The 16,740-nt window shown below is 56.7% G+C and carries 16 protein-coding genes; 7 read left to right on the forward strand and 9 right to left on the reverse strand.

The annotated features are described in order from the left end of the window. Positions 1-49: 49 nt before the first annotated feature. The 4 genes from parE (at position 50) to ACP90_RS15215 (ending at position 5,856) form a co-directional block, all read left to right on the forward strand. Entirely contained in the window at positions 50-2,095 is a 2,046-nt protein-coding gene (gene parE, locus ACP90_RS15200) for a DNA topoisomerase IV subunit B (protein ID WP_022998737.1), read from the forward strand. 99 nt (positions 2,096-2,194) lie between these two features. After that, positions 2,195-2,923: a sulfotransferase family 2 domain-containing protein gene (locus ACP90_RS15205; protein WP_139314249.1), complete on the forward strand. Its 729-nt coding sequence runs from the start codon at positions 2,195-2,197 to the stop codon at positions 2,921-2,923. Between the two features lie 299 nt (positions 2,924-3,222). Beyond that, positions 3,223-4,671 (forward strand): DEAD/DEAH box helicase, encoded by a 1,449-nt coding sequence (locus ACP90_RS15210; RefSeq protein WP_055654145.1) that lies wholly within the window; start codon positions 3,223-3,225, stop codon positions 4,669-4,671. Between the two features lie 123 nt (positions 4,672-4,794). After that, positions 4,795-5,856, forward strand: a complete 1,062-nt coding sequence (locus ACP90_RS15215) for a GGDEF domain-containing protein (protein WP_022998740.1) — start codon at positions 4,795-4,797, stop codon at positions 5,854-5,856. A 75-nt stretch (positions 5,857-5,931) separates the two neighbouring features. On the opposite strand, the gene tenA is transcribed toward ACP90_RS15215, so the two are convergent. The 8 genes from tenA to ACP90_RS15255 form a co-directional block, all read right to left on the reverse strand. Next, complete coding sequence (gene tenA / locus ACP90_RS15220) at positions 5,932-6,594, reverse strand: thiaminase II (RefSeq protein ID WP_082809748.1); 663 nt, start codon at positions 6,592-6,594, stop codon at positions 5,932-5,934. Between the two features lie 32 nt (positions 6,595-6,626). Beyond that, positions 6,627-7,004, reverse strand: a complete 378-nt coding sequence (sufA, locus tag ACP90_RS15225) for a Fe-S cluster assembly scaffold SufA (RefSeq protein ID WP_022998742.1) — start codon at positions 7,002-7,004, stop codon at positions 6,627-6,629. A gap of 73 nt (positions 7,005-7,077) precedes the next feature. After that, positions 7,078-7,473, reverse strand: coding sequence for an SUF system Fe-S cluster assembly protein (locus ACP90_RS15230; protein ID WP_006933232.1), 396 nt, complete (start codon positions 7,471-7,473; stop codon positions 7,078-7,080). 11 nt (positions 7,474-7,484) lie between these two features. Next, on the reverse strand, positions 7,485-8,741 hold the full coding sequence (locus ACP90_RS15235; RefSeq protein ID WP_062488815.1) for a cysteine desulfurase: 1,257 nt from the start codon (positions 8,739-8,741) through the stop codon (positions 7,485-7,487). Positions 8,742-8,776: 35 nt separating this feature from the next. Then, positions 8,777-10,096 (reverse strand): Fe-S cluster assembly protein SufD, encoded by a 1,320-nt coding sequence (gene sufD / locus ACP90_RS15240; protein WP_062488816.1) that lies wholly within the window; start codon positions 10,094-10,096, stop codon positions 8,777-8,779. A gap of 14 nt (positions 10,097-10,110) precedes the next feature. After that, complete coding sequence (sufC, locus tag ACP90_RS15245) at positions 10,111-10,866, reverse strand: Fe-S cluster assembly ATPase SufC (protein WP_062488817.1); 756 nt, start codon at positions 10,864-10,866, stop codon at positions 10,111-10,113. Between the two features lie 66 nt (positions 10,867-10,932). Continuing rightward, entirely contained in the window at positions 10,933-12,405 is a 1,473-nt protein-coding gene (gene sufB, locus ACP90_RS15250) for a Fe-S cluster assembly protein SufB (protein WP_031268546.1), read from the reverse strand. A 103-nt stretch (positions 12,406-12,508) separates the two neighbouring features. Beyond that, entirely contained in the window at positions 12,509-13,678 is a 1,170-nt protein-coding gene (locus ACP90_RS15255; RefSeq protein ID WP_062488818.1) for a cysteine desulfurase family protein, read from the reverse strand. A 300-nt stretch (positions 13,679-13,978) separates the two neighbouring features. On the opposite strand from ACP90_RS15255, the gene ACP90_RS15260 reads away from it, so the two are divergent. From ACP90_RS15260 to ACP90_RS15270, 3 genes are all read left to right on the forward strand, one after another. After that, positions 13,979-14,647: an alpha/beta hydrolase gene (locus ACP90_RS15260; RefSeq protein ID WP_022998747.1), complete on the forward strand. Its 669-nt coding sequence runs from the start codon at positions 13,979-13,981 to the stop codon at positions 14,645-14,647. Positions 14,648-14,707: 60 nt separating this feature from the next. Further along, positions 14,708-15,184, forward strand: coding sequence for a GNAT family N-acetyltransferase (locus ACP90_RS15265; RefSeq protein WP_062488819.1), 477 nt, complete (start codon positions 14,708-14,710; stop codon positions 15,182-15,184). 97 nt (positions 15,185-15,281) lie between these two features. Continuing rightward, on the forward strand, positions 15,282-16,073 hold the full coding sequence (locus ACP90_RS15270) for a GNAT family N-acetyltransferase (protein WP_062488820.1): 792 nt from the start codon (positions 15,282-15,284) through the stop codon (positions 16,071-16,073). 27 nt (positions 16,074-16,100) lie between these two features. On the opposite strand, the gene ACP90_RS15275 is transcribed toward ACP90_RS15270, so the two are convergent. After that, entirely contained in the window at positions 16,101-16,583 is a 483-nt protein-coding gene (locus tag ACP90_RS15275; protein WP_088665247.1) for a DUF2155 domain-containing protein, read from the reverse strand. Between the last annotated feature and the right edge of the window lie 157 nt (positions 16,584-16,740).

The raw sequence follows: 16,740 nt of genomic DNA on the forward strand, positions 1-16,740 counted from the left end.
GCGCTGAGTTTGTAGAAACTGTGACCCAAGACCCATCAGGCGATACGGAATGAGCGCAAAAGACGATCTGTTTGCAGGCAACGCGGCGGTCTCTGCCCCAATGACACAAGACGAGCCCGCCCCAGCTCCGCAAAAGCCGCGTCCCGTTGCGCCTGTCGCGGTCAGCGACGATTATTCAGCGGCCGACATCGAGGTTCTCGAAGGGCTCGAGCCGGTTCGGCGCCGGCCAGGCATGTATATCGGCGGCACTGACGAAAAGGCGTTGCATCACCTCTTTGCCGAAGTGATTGACAACTCCATGGATGAGGCGGTTGCCGGCCATGCGACGTGGATCGACGTGTCGCTTTCCAGCGATGGCTATCTGACGATCACCGACAACGGCCGCGGTATTCCTGTCGACCCTCACCCGAAGTTCAAGGACAAGTCCGCACTCGAAGTGATCATGACGACGCTGCATGCGGGCGGCAAGTTCGACAGCAAGGTCTATGAGACCTCTGGCGGTCTGCACGGTGTCGGCATTTCCGTGGTCAATGCGCTGTCAGAGGAACTGATTGTAGAGGTCGCACGCAGCCGCAAGCTCTATCGTCAGATCTTCCGCCGCGGTCACGCCCAGGGTCCTCTCGAGCTGGTTGGCGACACCCAGAACAGACGCGGGACCCAGGTCAGCTTCAAACCAGACGATCAAATCTTCGGCAAAGGCGCCAAATTTGTCCCGGCGCGCCTTTTGAAGATGGCACGGTCCAAGGCCTATCTCTTTGGCGGTGTCGAAATCCGCTGGCACTGCGCACCTGAATTGCTGTCTGAAAAGGACGAGACACCGGCTGAGGCCGTGTTTCACTTCCCCGGTGGTCTTCGCGACTTTCTCAACGAGAGACTGACCAAGGAACGCCGTGTCGTCGACGACGTGTTCTTCGGCCGCACCGACAACGCCGGCAAACATGGATCCGTGGAATGGGCAGTGAGCTGGTTTGCTGGCGACGGCTTTGTCAGTTCCTACTGCAACACCGTGCCGACACCGGAAGGCGGAACTCACGAAGCGGGTTTCCGATATGCCCTGTTGCGCGGCCTCAAGGCATATGGCGAACTGACAAACAACAAGAAGGCATCCATCATCACCGGCGATGATGTGATGACATCAGCCGGCGGAATGCTGTCCGTCTTCATCCGTGAGCCTGAATTCGTCGGCCAGACCAAAGACAAACTGGCGACCAACGAAGCCACGCGCATTGCAGAGACTGCTGTGCGTGATGCATTTGATCATTGGCTGACGGCCTCCCCCAACCAGGCAAACAAGCTTCTGGAGTGGGTGATCGACCGCGCGGATGAGCGCTTGCGCCGTCGACAGGAAAAAGACGTCGCCCGCAAGACAGCTGTCCGCAAGCTGCGCCTTCCGGGCAAACTTGCCGACTGCTCGGCAAACCAGTCCGATGGCACCGAACTCTTCATCGTGGAGGGTGACTCGGCAGGTGGCTCGGCCAAACAGGCGCGCAACCGTTCCAACCAAGCCGTCTTGCCCTTGCGCGGCAAAATCCTGAACGTCGCAAACGCCGGCCGCGACAAACTCGTCGCCAACCAGCAGCTTGCCGATCTCATCCAGGCCCTTGGCTGCGGCACGCGCTCCCAATACCGGGAAAGTGACCTGCGGTACGAGAAGATCGTCATCATGACGGATGCTGACGTCGACGGCGCCCACATTGCATCACTTTTGATTACTTTCTTTTACCGCGAAATGCCGGAGCTAATCCGTGGCGGCCATCTCTTCCTGGCCGTGCCACCACTCTATCGTCTCAGCCAGGGGGGAAAGACCCTCTATGCACGCGACGATGCCCATAAAGACGAATTGATGGAGACAGTCTTCAAGGGTAAATCCAAGGTGGAAATCGGCCGTTTCAAGGGTTTGGGTGAAATGTTGCCGGCTCAGCTGAAGGAAACGACAATGGATCCGTCCAAGCGGACCATGCTGAAGGTCGTCGTCGAAGAAGAAGCTGTAACAGACACCAACGACACCGTTGAACGGCTGATGGGCAACAAGCCGGAAGCGCGCTTCCGGTTCATTCAGGACAACGCTGAATTCGCTGAGGATCTTGATATTTAGCCACAACAGCAGGTATTTTGATCTATATCTTTTTTTGAAGAGGTTGGGCGGGCGTATATTTTTGCCCGCACTGCCTATTTGACCGGTCGGAAACGTAGCATGTTAAACCGGATGTATTCGATACTGGACAGACGGCTTCGCCCACTGCGAAATCATGTCTTCCTGGCTTTTCCCAAGCACAAGATCGCCTTTGCCCGTATCGCAGAACCTGCTTTTCAACTTCTGCGCCCGGTTCTTCATTGCCTTGCCGGTACCGACAAGCTCAAGGCCCTTTCCGGCTTTGATCTTCGGACCGCCGCCACGGAACGGCTGCTCTTCCATGGGAATGTGGAGTTACTGACAGCACGCGAACTCAAGCGACGGCATCCCGAAATGAAAGTCGCGGCCTGGGTCCAGGATCCGATGCATCGGTTGGCCTACTGTTATGAGAAAGTCATCCTGAGTGCCGATCCGCTTCCGGCCTATTATGAAGAGCGCCAGTTCAATCAGGACATGACACCTCAGGAGTTCGTGTCACACGTTGCGTCGATTTCGGACCTGGAAGCAGACAATCTGTTTCGCAGCCAGACAGCTGCCCTCACCTACAAAGGTATGTTGACGGCTGATCTGATCTTGCAGCTTGAAGATTTCGACCAGTCATTCGCAACTTTTCTTTCGGAAAGCTCTCTCAGGTTCCGCACGAAATCTCCTGTCGCGTATCACGTGGACAATTTTGTCGGCAGGGACACGCTGCTGTCCTTTACCGAAGACAGCCTAGTGCAGCAGCTGCGGCGGCGCTACAAGTCAGACTACGACCTGTTCTACAAACCGGCGGCTCTTTCTGCCTGACGCTGCGCAATTTTACGTATCGAATACCGGCTGAAGCGATACTTTCGGAAACACATACCTTCGTTTGCGCCTGCATTTTGGGCAACGCATACTGATTTTCCAGCCGATTTCATGAACCAACTTGGTTGCACTATTAACTGAGATGGCAAATCGTACTCGGAATTACTCGATTTTCTTGAGATTTTACCTCTCAAGCGCATTGACACCTGAGCGCATGAATGTAGGGTGTGCGCACATTGGCACCGGCGGTTCCCACGGCGCCGCCGATTAACAATCACAACATTCGGGCAAAGCGCTCCATGGCATTTAATACTCTCGGTCTTAGCGAGAAGGTCCTCGCTGCAGTTGAAGCAGCAGGTTATAAGGAACCCACGGCAATCCAGTCGGGAGCCATTCCGCAGGTGCTTGAGCGCCGCGACATCCTTGGCATTGCCCAGACCGGAACCGGCAAGACCGCAAGTTTCACACTGCCCATGCTGACGCTGCTCGAAAAGGGCCGCGCTCGTGCGCGGATGCCGCGTACGCTCATCCTGGAACCGACGCGCGAACTCGCTGCGCAGGTTGAAGAGAATTTCGCCAAATACGGCACCAACCATAAACTCAATGTCGCCCTGCTGATCGGCGGCGTCTCCTTTTCCGACCAGGACAAGAAGCTCGACCGTGGCACAGATGTTCTGATCGCGACGCCTGGCCGTCTGCTTGATCACTTCGAGCGCGGCAAACTGTTGTTGCAGGGCGTTGAAATTCTCGTCATCGACGAAGCCGATCGTATGCTCGACATGGGCTTCATTCCGGATATCGAGCGGATCTGCAAACTGATCCCGTTCACTCGTCAGACTCTTTTCTTCTCGGCGACGATGCCACCGGAAATCCAGCGTCTGACCGAAACGTTCCTGCAGAACCCGGCCCGTATCGAAGTCGCTCCGACCTCGTCGACGGCTGAAAACGTCGCTCAGTTTCTGAAGGCAGCCGAGTCCAAGGACTACGAAAAGCGCGCAGCCCTGCGCGAACTGCTGGAAGGTGCTGAAGACCTCAAGAATGCGATTGTGTTCTGCAACCGCAAACGGGACGTGACGACGCTTTACCGGTCTCTGGAGCGTCATGAATACAACGTCGGTGCTCTCCATGGCGACATGGACCAGCGTACACGCATGATGATGCTGGACAATTTCCGGAAGGGAACGATCAAGCTCCTCGTCGCAAGTGACGTTGCCGCGCGTGGCCTCGATATTCCCGAGGTCAGCCACGTCTTCAACTTCGATGTTCCGAGCAATGCCGAAGACTATGTCCACCGGATCGGCCGGACGGGCCGCGCCGGACGCAAGGGCACCGCGTTCACGCTCGTAACCGGTGAAGACCAGAAATACCTCGATGCCATTCAGACATTGATCAAGAAGGACATCGACTGGCTGGGCGATGCGATCGACTTCGAAGCTGCAGCACAGGAACGCAAGGCACGCCGCAAGGCCGGCAAGCCTTCCAGGAACGCACGGTCGAGCAACGACAACGAGGCTGCAGAACAACCCAAGCCTTCCAATCGTCGCCGGTCGCAGAGCAAGCCACGCGAAGTCGTGGAAGAGCAGATGGAGGAACTCCCGGAAATGCTGAACCCGACACCGGTCTCAAACCTGCCGCAACGGCAGACTGGCAAGCGCTCCAGAAACGATAAACTGGAACCTGCCTTCGGTGCTGGCGTTCACATTCCTGCGTTTCTCCTGCGTGAGCCGCGGCCTAAAAAGGCATCGTAACGCCGAATTCTCTCCAGGTTTTGCTTTAAGCTTAACGGCTCCTTAAACCTTCCAGCCGAGTTTAAAACCTAGTTCTTGTGTCCGTGTGGGGCGGATTCGCAAGGCATGGGTGAGAGAAACTTGATGGCGGATGAAGACGACCATAAGCGGACTATCCAGTATGGAGAGTCCGCGATCAGTTACATCAAGAAGAATGTGCTGCCAGCCTACCCTCGTTCTTACGAGCTTTGGTACACTTACGCGGCTGGATACAATCAAGGCCTGAACAGGGCCGTCAATGAATCCATAAAATCCAACGGCAGGATCAGCACCGACGAGATGCTGACCCTTTACGGTCGCTTCCTGTCGCCGACACGGCTCGGTGATCGCCTGGATGAAGTTGGCTCCAAGGTTTCCCGGGAAGTTGAAGAACTGGTCGACACGCTAAAGCTGAGTGCCGACGCCACGTCCGATTATGGCACCGCGCTCGAGCAGGCAGGCGAAAAGATCAGGTCGGTCTCCGATCCGGAGAAATTACAGAACTACGTCACACATCTGGTGAAATCGACCCAGAATGCAGTTGCGTCCAACCGCAAGCTTGAGAGCCAGCTGCTTGAGTCCAAGAAACACATTGAGAACCTGCAGTCGTCACTGGAAGCGATCCGCTACGAATCCCTCACGGACGAACTGACAACACTCAACAATCGCAAGCACTTCGAGAACTCGATTGAACGTGTCATCGATCAATCAAAGGAGAGCGGTCGTGGCTTCTCCTTGCTGATGACCGATATCGATCACTTCAAGAAGTTCAACGACACCTATGGCCACCAGACTGGCGACCAGGTTCTGCGACTTGTCGCACTTGCGGTTAAACAGAACATCAAGGCACAGGACATCGCCTGCCGGTATGGCGGTGAGGAATTTGCGATCATTCTGCCACATGTCGGGCTCGAAGATGCTGCCGAAATTGGCGAGAACATCCGAAATGCGGTGATGTCCAAAGAACTCGTGAAACGTTCAACGGGAGAAAATCTTGGCCGTGTGACCATCTCTGTCGGCATCGCAACCTACGAGAACATCGATACGGTCCATTCCATCGTTTCGCGCGCGGACGAAGCGCTCTACCTTGCAAAAGATGCCGGTCGAAACCTAGTGAAGACTGAAAAGGATCTTGCAGGAGTGGATCAACGAGAAGACGTTGCCTGATCCAAGGCATCGTCCCTGATCAAGTATCAAGTTTCTAAATTCATTGGAAAAACAGGGGCTGAGCAGAAAACTGTCTCAGTCTTTTGCATTCAGCCCCATCTGCCAGAAATCACTTTCCAGGCGGCAGGCCTTCTCAAATATGGACAGGACGCGCGGATAGCGGTGCTCCGTCAACGTCTGGCCTGCAGTTCCGTCGAGCCAGGTGATAAAGCCTTTTGCGAGTTCCTGATAGCCTTCACTGGCGTATTCCCGGATCCAGCGTGCGTAGGGATTGCGATCGGTGTCGCAGCCTTCCGCGGTCAGCCTGGCTCCAATTTCCGCATAACCAATTACGCAAGGTGCAAGAGCGGCCTGGAGGTCCAGGAGATCACCAGCCATACCGGCATCGAGCACAAAGCGCGTATAAGCCATTGTGGGCGTGTCTTCTGGTGCCTGCTCGATCATGTCACGCTCCATGCCCCAACTGCGGCACATCTCGACATGCAGATCGAGTTCATCATCCAGAATCGCCTTTACCCCCTCCAGTGACTGACGCATGTCGGCGACTGACGGGCTTTTGTAGACGCCAAGCGCATAAGCGCGGGCGAACTGGATGAGAAACAGATAGTCCTGAACCAGGTAGTGCTTGAAACAAGATAACGGCAGCGTTCCCGCGCCAAGCTGCTGAACAAATTCGTGACGGGTGTAGTCGGACCATTGCGGGCCGGCGTCGGCCTTCAGCCGCTCGAAAAGGCTCATGAAAATCTCATCGAATAGATAAAAAGGCGCGTTCAGCGTGCCAGGGCATTCAGGTCCGCAGCCTGAAGCGAAACGGATTCCCCACAGCCACAGGCGGACACTTCATTCGGGTTCTTGAAGATGAAGCCTGAACGGAACTTGGTCACTTCGAAGTCCATTTCCGTGCCGAGCAGAAAGAGCACAGCAGAAGGATCCACAAAGAGTTTCGCCCCCTTGTCTTCAACGGCATCATCACCTGGCCGTGCCGCATCCACCATTTCCATGGTGTATTCCATACCGGCACAGCCGCCCTTCTTGATACCGACACGCAAGCCGATGGCATTCTTGTCGGAGTTCTCGACAAGTTCCTTCACGCGCTCGGCGGCGGCGTCAGTCAGGGTCATCACCTGGAATTTAGCGGCGGAAGCCATATGATCCTCGTTCAGTGCAGCGAATGCTAAACCTGATATGGGGTTTCAGCTTATCCGATTAAAGGCTTGAAGCTCAATACCAGTTGAGCGCAACCTTCGCTTCGTCAGACATGCGATCAGGTGTCCAGGGAGGGTCGAAGACCATATCGACGTTGACCGGTCCCACCCCTGCAACCGCAGAAACGGCATTTTCCACCCAGCCCGGCATTTCGCCAGCCACAGGGCAGCCAGGGGCCGTCAGGGTCATGTCGATGTTGATCGACCTGTCATCCTCGATATCGACCTTGTAGATCAGGCCAAGCTCATAGATGTCACACGGAATTTCCGGATCGTAGACCGTCTTCAGAGCACCGATGATATCGGTGGTCAGCTGGTCGAGTTCATTTGCCGGAATGGCGCTCTTGGCCGAGACTTCCGTCTGCAACTCTTCGCCGTCCGCGCCGGTATCGATTGTGGTAGCGTTTTCCATGGGGTCCGTCCTTACCCGAAAAAGCTCTGAGCCTTCAACAGGGCTTCATACAGCGCGTCCACTTCCGCACGCGTGTTGTAAAGCCCGAAGCTTGCCCGACATGTAGAGGTCACACCATATCTTGCCAAGAGCGGCTGTGCACAATGGGTCCCTGCCCGCACGGCGACCCCTGCACGGTCGATGATCGTGGCAACGTCGTGTGCGTGGGCGCCCTGCAGTTCGAACGATACAATTGCACCCTTGTCCGGCGCATCCCCGAAAATCCGCAGCGAGTTGATCTCGCGCAGCTTCCGGTGGGCATAATCCTTCAGATCAGCTTCGTGGCGTGCAATGTTTTCACGGCCTATCGCATCCATATAGTCGAGAGCCGCGCCAAGACCGATTGCCTGCACGATCGGTGGCGTACCTGCCTCAAACCTGTGCGGCGGTTCATTATAGGTAACAAGGTCCTCGGTCACGTCGAGGATCATCTCGCCGCCACCGTTGAAGGGACGTAAGGCTTTCAGCCGATCCGGCTTGCCCCACAGGACCCCGATGCCCGACGGCCCATAGACCTTGTGTCCCGTGAAGACATAGTAGTCGCAGTCGATGTCCTGAACGTCGACAGGAAGATGTACGGCCGCCTGGCTTCCGTCCACAAGCACCGGGATGCCCCGTTCATGCGCGATCCGGCAAACTTCCTTCACCGGAACGACCGTACCCAGAACATTCGACATGTGCGTGAGCGCAACCAGTCTTGTCTTGTCCGTCAAGGTATCAGCAAAGGCGTCAAGATCGAACGAGCCATCCTCGCGCACATAGACCCATTTCAGCTTCGCACCGTGACGTTCACGGTGAAAATGCCAAGGCACGATGTTGGAGTGGTGCTCCATGATCGACAGAACGATCTCACCGCCATCGGCAAAATAGTCGGGCCCGAGGCCATATGACACCAGGTTGATCGCTTCGGTCGTGGACTTGGTGAAAACCACCTCATCGACGGATCCGGCATTCAGGAAACGGCGCACTTTCTCGCGCGCGGCTTCATAGTTGTCCGTTGCGGTATTGGACAGGAAATGCAGGCCACGATGAACGTTGGCGTACTCCTCCGAGTAAGCCTTGGTCACCGCATCTATCACCTGCCGGGGTTTCTGGGCGGAAGCACCGTTATCCAGATAGACCAGCGGCTTGCCGTAAACCTCCCGCGACAGGATCGGAAAATCCCGACGGATGGTTTCGACGTCGTAACCGGTGTTGCCGGTTGTTTCTTCTGCGGTCGCGACCGTCATGCGGCGCTGCTCCTTATTCCCGTTCGCTTCAGATGTCAGTGATTGGCAAGCCAGTCACGCACGCGCGCTTCGAGGCCTTCGGTCACATCGTCCTCGCCGTATTCTTCAATCGCTTCGGACAGGAAAGCGAGTACCAGAAGGGTCTTTGCCTCGTCTTCCGGAATGCCACGGGCACGAAGGTAGAAGAGCAGGTCTTCATCTATCTGTCCGCTGGTCGCACCATGGGCACACAATACGTCGTCCGCAAAAATCTCCAGTTCCGGCTTGTTGGCCATTTCCGCGTCCTCGGAAAGGAGCAGAGCCTGGGTCATCATCTCGCCATCGGTTTTCTGCGCATGCTGGGCGACGTTGATGCGGCCCTGGTAGACCCCCCTGGCCTCGCCGTCCAGCACGGTCTTGAAGAACTCGCGGCTGTTGCAGTGTGGCACAGCATGATCGACGATCAGCGTCTGATCAGCCAGCGATTTACCGCCCGCCATGGTTACGCCGTAGATCTTCGCTTCCGAATTTTCACCGGTAAAGTTGATGAATTGCTGGTTGCGCGTGAACTGCGGTCCGGCAATGAACCCAAGCGATTTCAGCTCGGTTTCAGCGCCAAGCGTAGCGATTGTCGTGAACAGCTGCGCGGCGTTCGTCTTGCCGACGATCAATCGCGTGGCAGCAAGCGCTGCCTTGTCTGCGAGATCGTAGTCGAACACCGTGTTCAGTTCGCCTTCGCCGGTATCTCCGACAAAGGTTTCCAGAAGACGCAATTTTGCGCCTTCGCCAAGTTCGATGCGGTTGCGGACGGCCTGGGCGCCCTTGGAAGTCGCCACCTGAACCAGCTCGACCGGCTTGGACACTTCCACGCCCGCCTCGACTGTCATGACGACGCCGCCTTGGAGGAAGGCAGTGTTCAAGGCAACGACACCGTCAGACGGTCCCGTCTTTGGCGACGCAATCAGCTGGGTGCCTGTTTCGCCGGCAAGAGCATCGGCAACGTTTGTCAGGGTTACACCTTCGCCTGCGAGCGCTTCCACGTCCGAAAGCTCGGCAAGATAGGACCCATTGGCAACGACGATGCGGTACCGGTCGAGATCTCCGAAGCCGTCCTGTGTCTCGATCAGCTTGCTGGCAATGGCCGCGTCAGTTGCACCCGCAAGGGAGGCAGCCGACTTCATGTAGGCACGCAGGTCGGAATACTTGTATTCCTCTACCCGGCGATGCGGCAGTCCACGGTCCCGAATCTGGCCGAGCGCCGCTTCGCGGAGAGCCTTGACGGCAACCGAGCCGGCCAAACCGTCTTTCGCGCTGTCGAAACGCTCCAGCAGGTCGCTTTCCGCCTGGGTGTGTTTGATGGGTGCGCTGGCGTTCATATCGCTTTGCTCCCTCAGGCGGCCGTGTCGATGTAGTCGGCGTAACCGTTCTTTTCCAGCTCCAGCGCAAGGTCCTTGTCGCCGGTCTTGACGATGCGGCCCTTGGACAGAACGTGGACGACGTCCGGAACGATGTGGTCAAGCAGACGCTGATAGTGGGTGATCACCACCATGGCGCGATCCGGACCGCGCAGCTTGTTCACACCTTCAGAAACGATCCTGAGTGCGTCGATGTCGAGGCCGGAATCGGTCTCGTCGAGCACGCACAGCTTCGGCTCCAGCAAGGACATCTGCAGAATTTCCGCACGCTTCTTCTCGCCACCGGAGAAGCCCACATTAAGCGGGCGCTTCAGCATGTCCATGGAGACGTTCAGGTGGCCGGCAGCCTCCTTGACGCGCTTCATGAAGTCCGGGATCGACAGCGTGTCCTCACCGCGTGCCTTGCGCTGTGCGTTCATCGCCGTCTTGAGAAATTCCATGGTGGCAACACCTGGAATCTCGATTGGGTACTGGAACGCCAGGAACAGGCCCGCAGCAGCGCGCTCATCCGGCTCCCTCTCAAGAAGGTTTTCTCCGTTGAACAGGATCTCGCCTTCGGTAACCTCGTAGTCGTCCTTGCCGGCCAGGATGTAGGACAGCGTCGACTTGCCGGAACCGTTCGGGCCCATGATGGCGTGTACTTCGCCTGCATTGATGGTCAGATCGATGCCGCGCAGGATCTCTGTTTCGTCTTCCGCAATGCGGGCATGCAGGTTTTTGATCTCAAGCATTGAGATTGTTCCTCGTATTTCGGCGGGCATTCAAGGCCCAAATCAATTCGTAACTTTGCAGGCCCTCTAGCCCACGGATCCTTCCAGGCTGATCGAGATCAGCTTCTGTGCCTCAACGGCGAATTCCATCGGCAGCTGCTGGATGACGTCCTTGACGAAACCGTTGACGATCAGCGCCACAGCTTCTTCTTCCGACAATCCGCGCTGCAGGCAGTAGAACATCTGGTCGTCCGAGATCTTCGAGGTGGTCGCCTCGTGTTCGAACTGGGCCGAGGCATTCTTGCTCTCGATGTAAGGCACGGTGTGAGCACCGCAGTCCTGACCAATCAACAGTGAGTCACACTGGGTGAAGTTGCGTGCATTCGAGGCTTTCCGGTGAGCCGAAACCAGGCCACGATAAGTGTTCTGGGACTTGCCTGCGGAAATGCCCTTGGAAATGATCCGGCTGGAAGAGTTCTTGCCCAGGTGGATCATCTTTGTGCCGCTGTCGACCTGCTGATAGCCGTTGGAAACCGCGATCGAATAGAACTCACCACGAGAGTTCTCCCCGCGCAGGATGCAGGACGGGTATTTCCAGGTAATCGCTGATCCGGTCTCGACCTGAGTCCAGGAGATCTTGGAATTCTTGCCGCGGCAGTCGCCACGCTTCGTGACGAAATTATAGATGCCACCCTTGCCGTCCTTGTCGCCCGGGAACCAGTTCTGAACGGTGGAGTATTTGATCTCCGCATCATCCAGGGCCACCAGTTCAACGACAGCGGCATGAAGCTGGTTCTCGTCACGCTGAGGTGCCGTACAGCCTTCCAGGTAGGACACGTAAGCGCCCTTCTCGGCAATGATCAGCGTGCGCTCGAACTGACCGGTGTTCTGTTCGTTGATACGGAAATAGGTCGACAGTTCCATTGGGCAGCGAACGCCTTCAGGCACATAGACAAAGGATCCATCCGAAAAGACAGCCGAGTTCAGCGTCGCGTAGTAGTTGTCGGTCACCGGAACGACGGAGCCAAGATACTTCTTCACCAGATCCGGGTATTCGCGCAGTGCTTCAGAAATGGAGCAGAAGATGACGCCGGCTTTCTTCAGCTCTTCCTTGAACGTGGTCACGACGGAAACGGAATCGAACACAGCGTCGACCGCAACCCGGTTCTTCGGCTCGACACCGGCCAGGATTTCCTGCTCGCGCAGCGGAATACCGAGCTTTTCGTAGGTCGCCAGCAGTTCCGGATCGACTTCGTCCAGGCTTTTCGGGCCTTCGACGGATTTCGGAGACGCCCAGTAATAGAGGTCGTCGAGATCGATCTTCGGGTAGGAAACGCGCGCCCAGGTCGGCTCTTCCATCTGCTGAAAGCGGCGGAGCGCATCAAGGCGCCATTCGGTCATCCACTCCGGCTCGTTCTTTTTAGCCGACAGAAAGCGAACGGTTTCCTCGGACAGGCCTTTGGCGCCTTTTTCCGACTCGATATCGGTCACAAAGCCGTATTTATACTGGTCGACATCGATGGCTTTCACCGTATCGATGGTTTCCTGTACAGCTGGCATGTCTTGCCTCCATTCAACAGGCCTCGTGCCTGCTTTTGTTATTTCCTGCAGGGACCTTGTCACCTGCGCCATGTCTGGCAGCGAAGCTGCCTAAATCTTGTCGTCAAGCCGCCTGATGACGTGCTTGCGGATTGAGCCTGCCGACGATTTTCGGCCACAGCTCAAGGAACCTGTCGATATCGGCGCCGCTGGTATTCCACCCCATGCTGATACGCAAGGCGCAGCGGGCAAGATCTTCCGGAACGCCCATGGCTGTCAGCACATGAGACACGGACACCTTGCCGGAAGAACAGGCTGAACCGGATGAAACCGAGATATGGTCGAGATCGAAGGCGATCAGCGCGGTTTCTGCCGGAATGCCCGGAACGGCAAAGCAACAGGTGTTGGACAGTCTTTCAGCCTTGTCGCCAAAAATAACTGTCGAAGGACAAATCGCGCACAGCCCGGCTTCGAGCTTCGCCTTCATATCGCTCAGATGGCGCGTATCGGCGGATTCTTCAAGAGCGGCTTTGCTGGCAATGCCGAAGCCGGCGATTGCCGAAACATTCTCGGTGCCGCCACGGCGCCAGTTTTCCTGTCCACCGCCAACCATGAGTGGCGCAGGTACACGGGCCGTTGAACGCACCACAACCGCGCCAATGCCTTGCGGACCACCGAACTTGTGAGCAGACAGCGTCAGGACATCTGCCTTCCAGCTTTCCAGATCGATCGGCATCCGGCCGGCAGCCTGAACCGCGTCGACGTGAAAGAAGTGGCCGTGTCTTTCGGCAATGGCACCGATTTCGGCAAGAGGCTGGATGACACCGGTTTCATTGTTGGCAGCCATCACGGAAATGAGGCTTGGCCCGGCGTCCTTGACAGCCAGTTCGAGGGCACCGAGCTCAACACGGCCATCGCAGTCGACAGGTATGACCACCTGATCGGAAACCGCAAAGCGTCCGCCAGTCATCACGGAAGGATGCTCGATAGCGCTCCTGAACAACTTGTCGAGGTAAACGGGCGCTCCCTGGTCCTGCCAGGCCGGTGAAAGCGCCGTCATGTTCGCTTCCGTTCCGCCGGAAACAAATGTCACTGCACGGTTCCTGGCGTTGCAAAGACGGGCAACCTGTTCGCGCGCAGTTTCAATGCGTCCACGCGCCTTGCGGCCGTGAGCATGAACGGAGGATGCGTTGCCTGCATCATTCAGCACCTCGATCATGACCTCACGCGCGGTTTCGCGCAGAGGCGCGCCGGCGTTGTGGTCCAGATAGATCGGGGCTGACTGCTGCTGCATAGCGCCTCTTACGCTTGAACTCGAGTTTCGCAAAGAATCGAAATTTCGCTTTACTATCAGCTACATGTGCGAAAAACCTTGAATTTTTCCGCCATGATGACGATAACTGCCCCCAACCGGTCGAACCGAGCATCGTCTGCCTGCTGAGGGATGGTGCGAACTTTCGAATAATTCTAAACAGGGTTCTAGAAACTCGGAGACAAAGAGTCAAGTTTAGACTTACGGGAAACCACGTATCGTGAGCCCAAATTACCGCGCGATCTTCTTCTGCGCGACAAAATGACAAGGACATAGCGTTTCATGCCTGAGGTGATCTTCAACGGTCCCGCCGGCCGGCTTGAGGGCCGGTTCCATCCCGCCAGAAAACGCAACGCGCCCATTGCCCTGGTTCTGCATCTGCATCCGCAATTCGGCGGCACGATGAACAACCAGATCGTCTACCAGATGTACTACATGTTCGCCCGGCGCGGATTTGCAGTGCTGCGTTTCAACTTCCGCGGCGTCGGCCGGTCGCAAGGCTCCTTCGACCATGGCCAGGGTGAACTGTCCGATGCAGCGGCGGCTCTCGACTGGGTGCAGACCGTACACACCGACGCCCGCGCCTGCTGGATTGCCGGTTTCTCGTTCGGTGCCTGGATCGGCATGCAGTTGCTGATGCGCCGCCCTGAAGTGGAAGGCTTCATCTCGGTCGCTCCACCGGCAAACCTGCACGACTTCTCGTTCCTGGCCCCCTGCCCGTCCTCCGGCCTGATCATTCATGGTGATAACGACAAGGTCGTTCCGCAGAAGGATGTGCAGACGCTGGTCGACAAGCTGAAAACCCAGAAAGGCATCGTGATCGATCACGAGACCATTCCGGGAGCCAACCATTTCTTCGAAAACGACATGGACGAGCTCATGCAGCGTTGCGGCACATATGTGGATGGGCGGCTTGGGCTGACGCCATCCGATTATGTCGACATCGACTGACACGACACCGAAGCCCGCCACCCGGCGGGCTTTTCATTTGTCCGAACGCCTGCGGTTCTCATGCCCGTCTCAACAGACAGTCTCGTCATCCGCTCGGCAAGGTCCGAAGATTTCCAGGGACTTTGCGCGCTCTATGTCCAACTGATTTCCAACGACATTGCCGCTGATGATGATTTTCGCCTCGAAACTTTTCACCAGATCCTGACGCAACAAGGTGTCGATTTGCTTGTCGGAGAACTGGCAGACACATTGGTTGCAACCTGCATGCTGATTGTCGTGCCTAATCTGACGCGTGGCTGCGCATCATTCGCCCTTGTTGAAAATGTCGTTACACATTCCGACTGGCGGGGGTGCGGAATTGGAAAGGCACTACTTCGTGCTGCCACCGACAAGGCGTTTTCGGCCGGATGTTTCAAGGTGATGTTGCTGTCGGGTTCAGCCAACAAGGACGCGCATCGGTTCTACGAGAACCTCGGGTTCACCACCTCCAAGACTGGCTTTGAATTGCGCGCTCCAGGGTACCCTGCACGCAATTGAGAGCAACCGCCAAGTCCCTGTAACAATTAGCAGACTGGACAGACCGGTATTTGCCTGCCTTGATTTCCCAGATTGAGAACCGGGAGGCGTGAACACGATGGCCGGCTATTTCGGGACGGAACAGCAAATCAAGCTCCAGCAGCGAGCGGAAGAACGTTACGGCTGGACCATGAAGACGCCCGGAGCCTGCTGCAATGTACGCACGCTCGGTACGGACGATCCTGATGCCCTGGGGTTCGACTCCATTTTCGAAGTACTGGCAGAAGATGGCGTGTTCGGGTTTCGTCTGCTTGAGAAAGCCCGTCAGCCCGACCTGGAAAACGCTCTGACAGAAAACGGCTACCGGCTGGACACCTGGGATGTCTTCGTGGGCGACACAAATGCGATCCGCGACGCAACAAGGCCGACCCTTTCAACCGCCCTTCCAGGCGGCATTCGCGCATTTTCAGAGCTTGACGGCGCAGAGGGTCGGCTGACGCGTTCGTTCCAGGAATTCATGGCAGCGGCTGGAATCGCTCCGTTCTCAGGATCGTTCCTGAATGGCGATCATGGTGCGGTTGTTTCCGTCGGCTTGATGGATGACGCAGGTTGCCTTGCCGCTTGTGCCCACGCCTATCTGCCGCACAATCATCACAGCCCCTATCACAGTTATGCCTGGGGTGGTCTCGTTGCCGTTGCTCCCGAACATCGCGGTAAAGGACTCGGCACTTACGTCAATGCGCTGATGGCGGACGCAGCACTGACACGACTTTCAGCGACACATGTCTATGAACTGGTAGCGGCAACGAACACAACATCACGCCGAATGGTCGAAGGTTGCGGGCTTTCGTTGTCGCAAGAACTCTATTCCGGGCTCGCGACCAGAGGAGCAGAACGGTTTACGCGATAAGACCCAAAGCCGTTTTCCGACTTCTGCCTACCCCTGGAAGGGTTTCGGACGCGGCACGCCCGGACCAGTATCCAGACCGTCGTCAGGTCCAGCCAATGGGTCTTCGCCCTCTGCAACGGTGCCTTTAATCGGAGGACCGGCATAATCTTCTGGCGGCGGAACGCTTGAGGCAAGTTTACAATCGGTCAGCCAGATATCGTACACGGGGTGCTCAACCGCGTGGAGGCCCGGGCTGGCTGCAAACATCCAGCCGGAATAGATCCGCCGAACTTCGTTGTTGAGCGTGATTTCATCGACCTGAACAAAACCGGTCGTGAGAGGCGATTCTGTCTGAGGGCGCGTGTGACAGACCCTTGGCGTGACTTGCAGCGCACCGAACTGGACGGTTTCACCAATGTAAACGTCAAAGGAGATGATACGTCCGGTGATCTTGTCGAGGCCCGAAAAGACGGCGACCGGGTTTTCGATCTTTTGAGCGTTTGCAGAAACCAGGGGCATGACCATCGCCATCGCCGCGATTCCAAGGCCTGCGCCCAGGCGCTTTACCGCTTTCATCGTGTCAAACTGGTCCGCCATCAGCTTCAATTCGATTCCTCAGGTGCTAAGCATACGTGTGTTCTTTTATGCGGCGCTAGCACCGAATTGCGGCCCGGAAAAGACAAAGCTC

The organism is Labrenzia sp. CP4 (assembly GCF_001579905.1).
Lineage (GTDB): Bacteria > Pseudomonadota > Alphaproteobacteria > Rhizobiales > Stappiaceae > Roseibium > Roseibium algicola.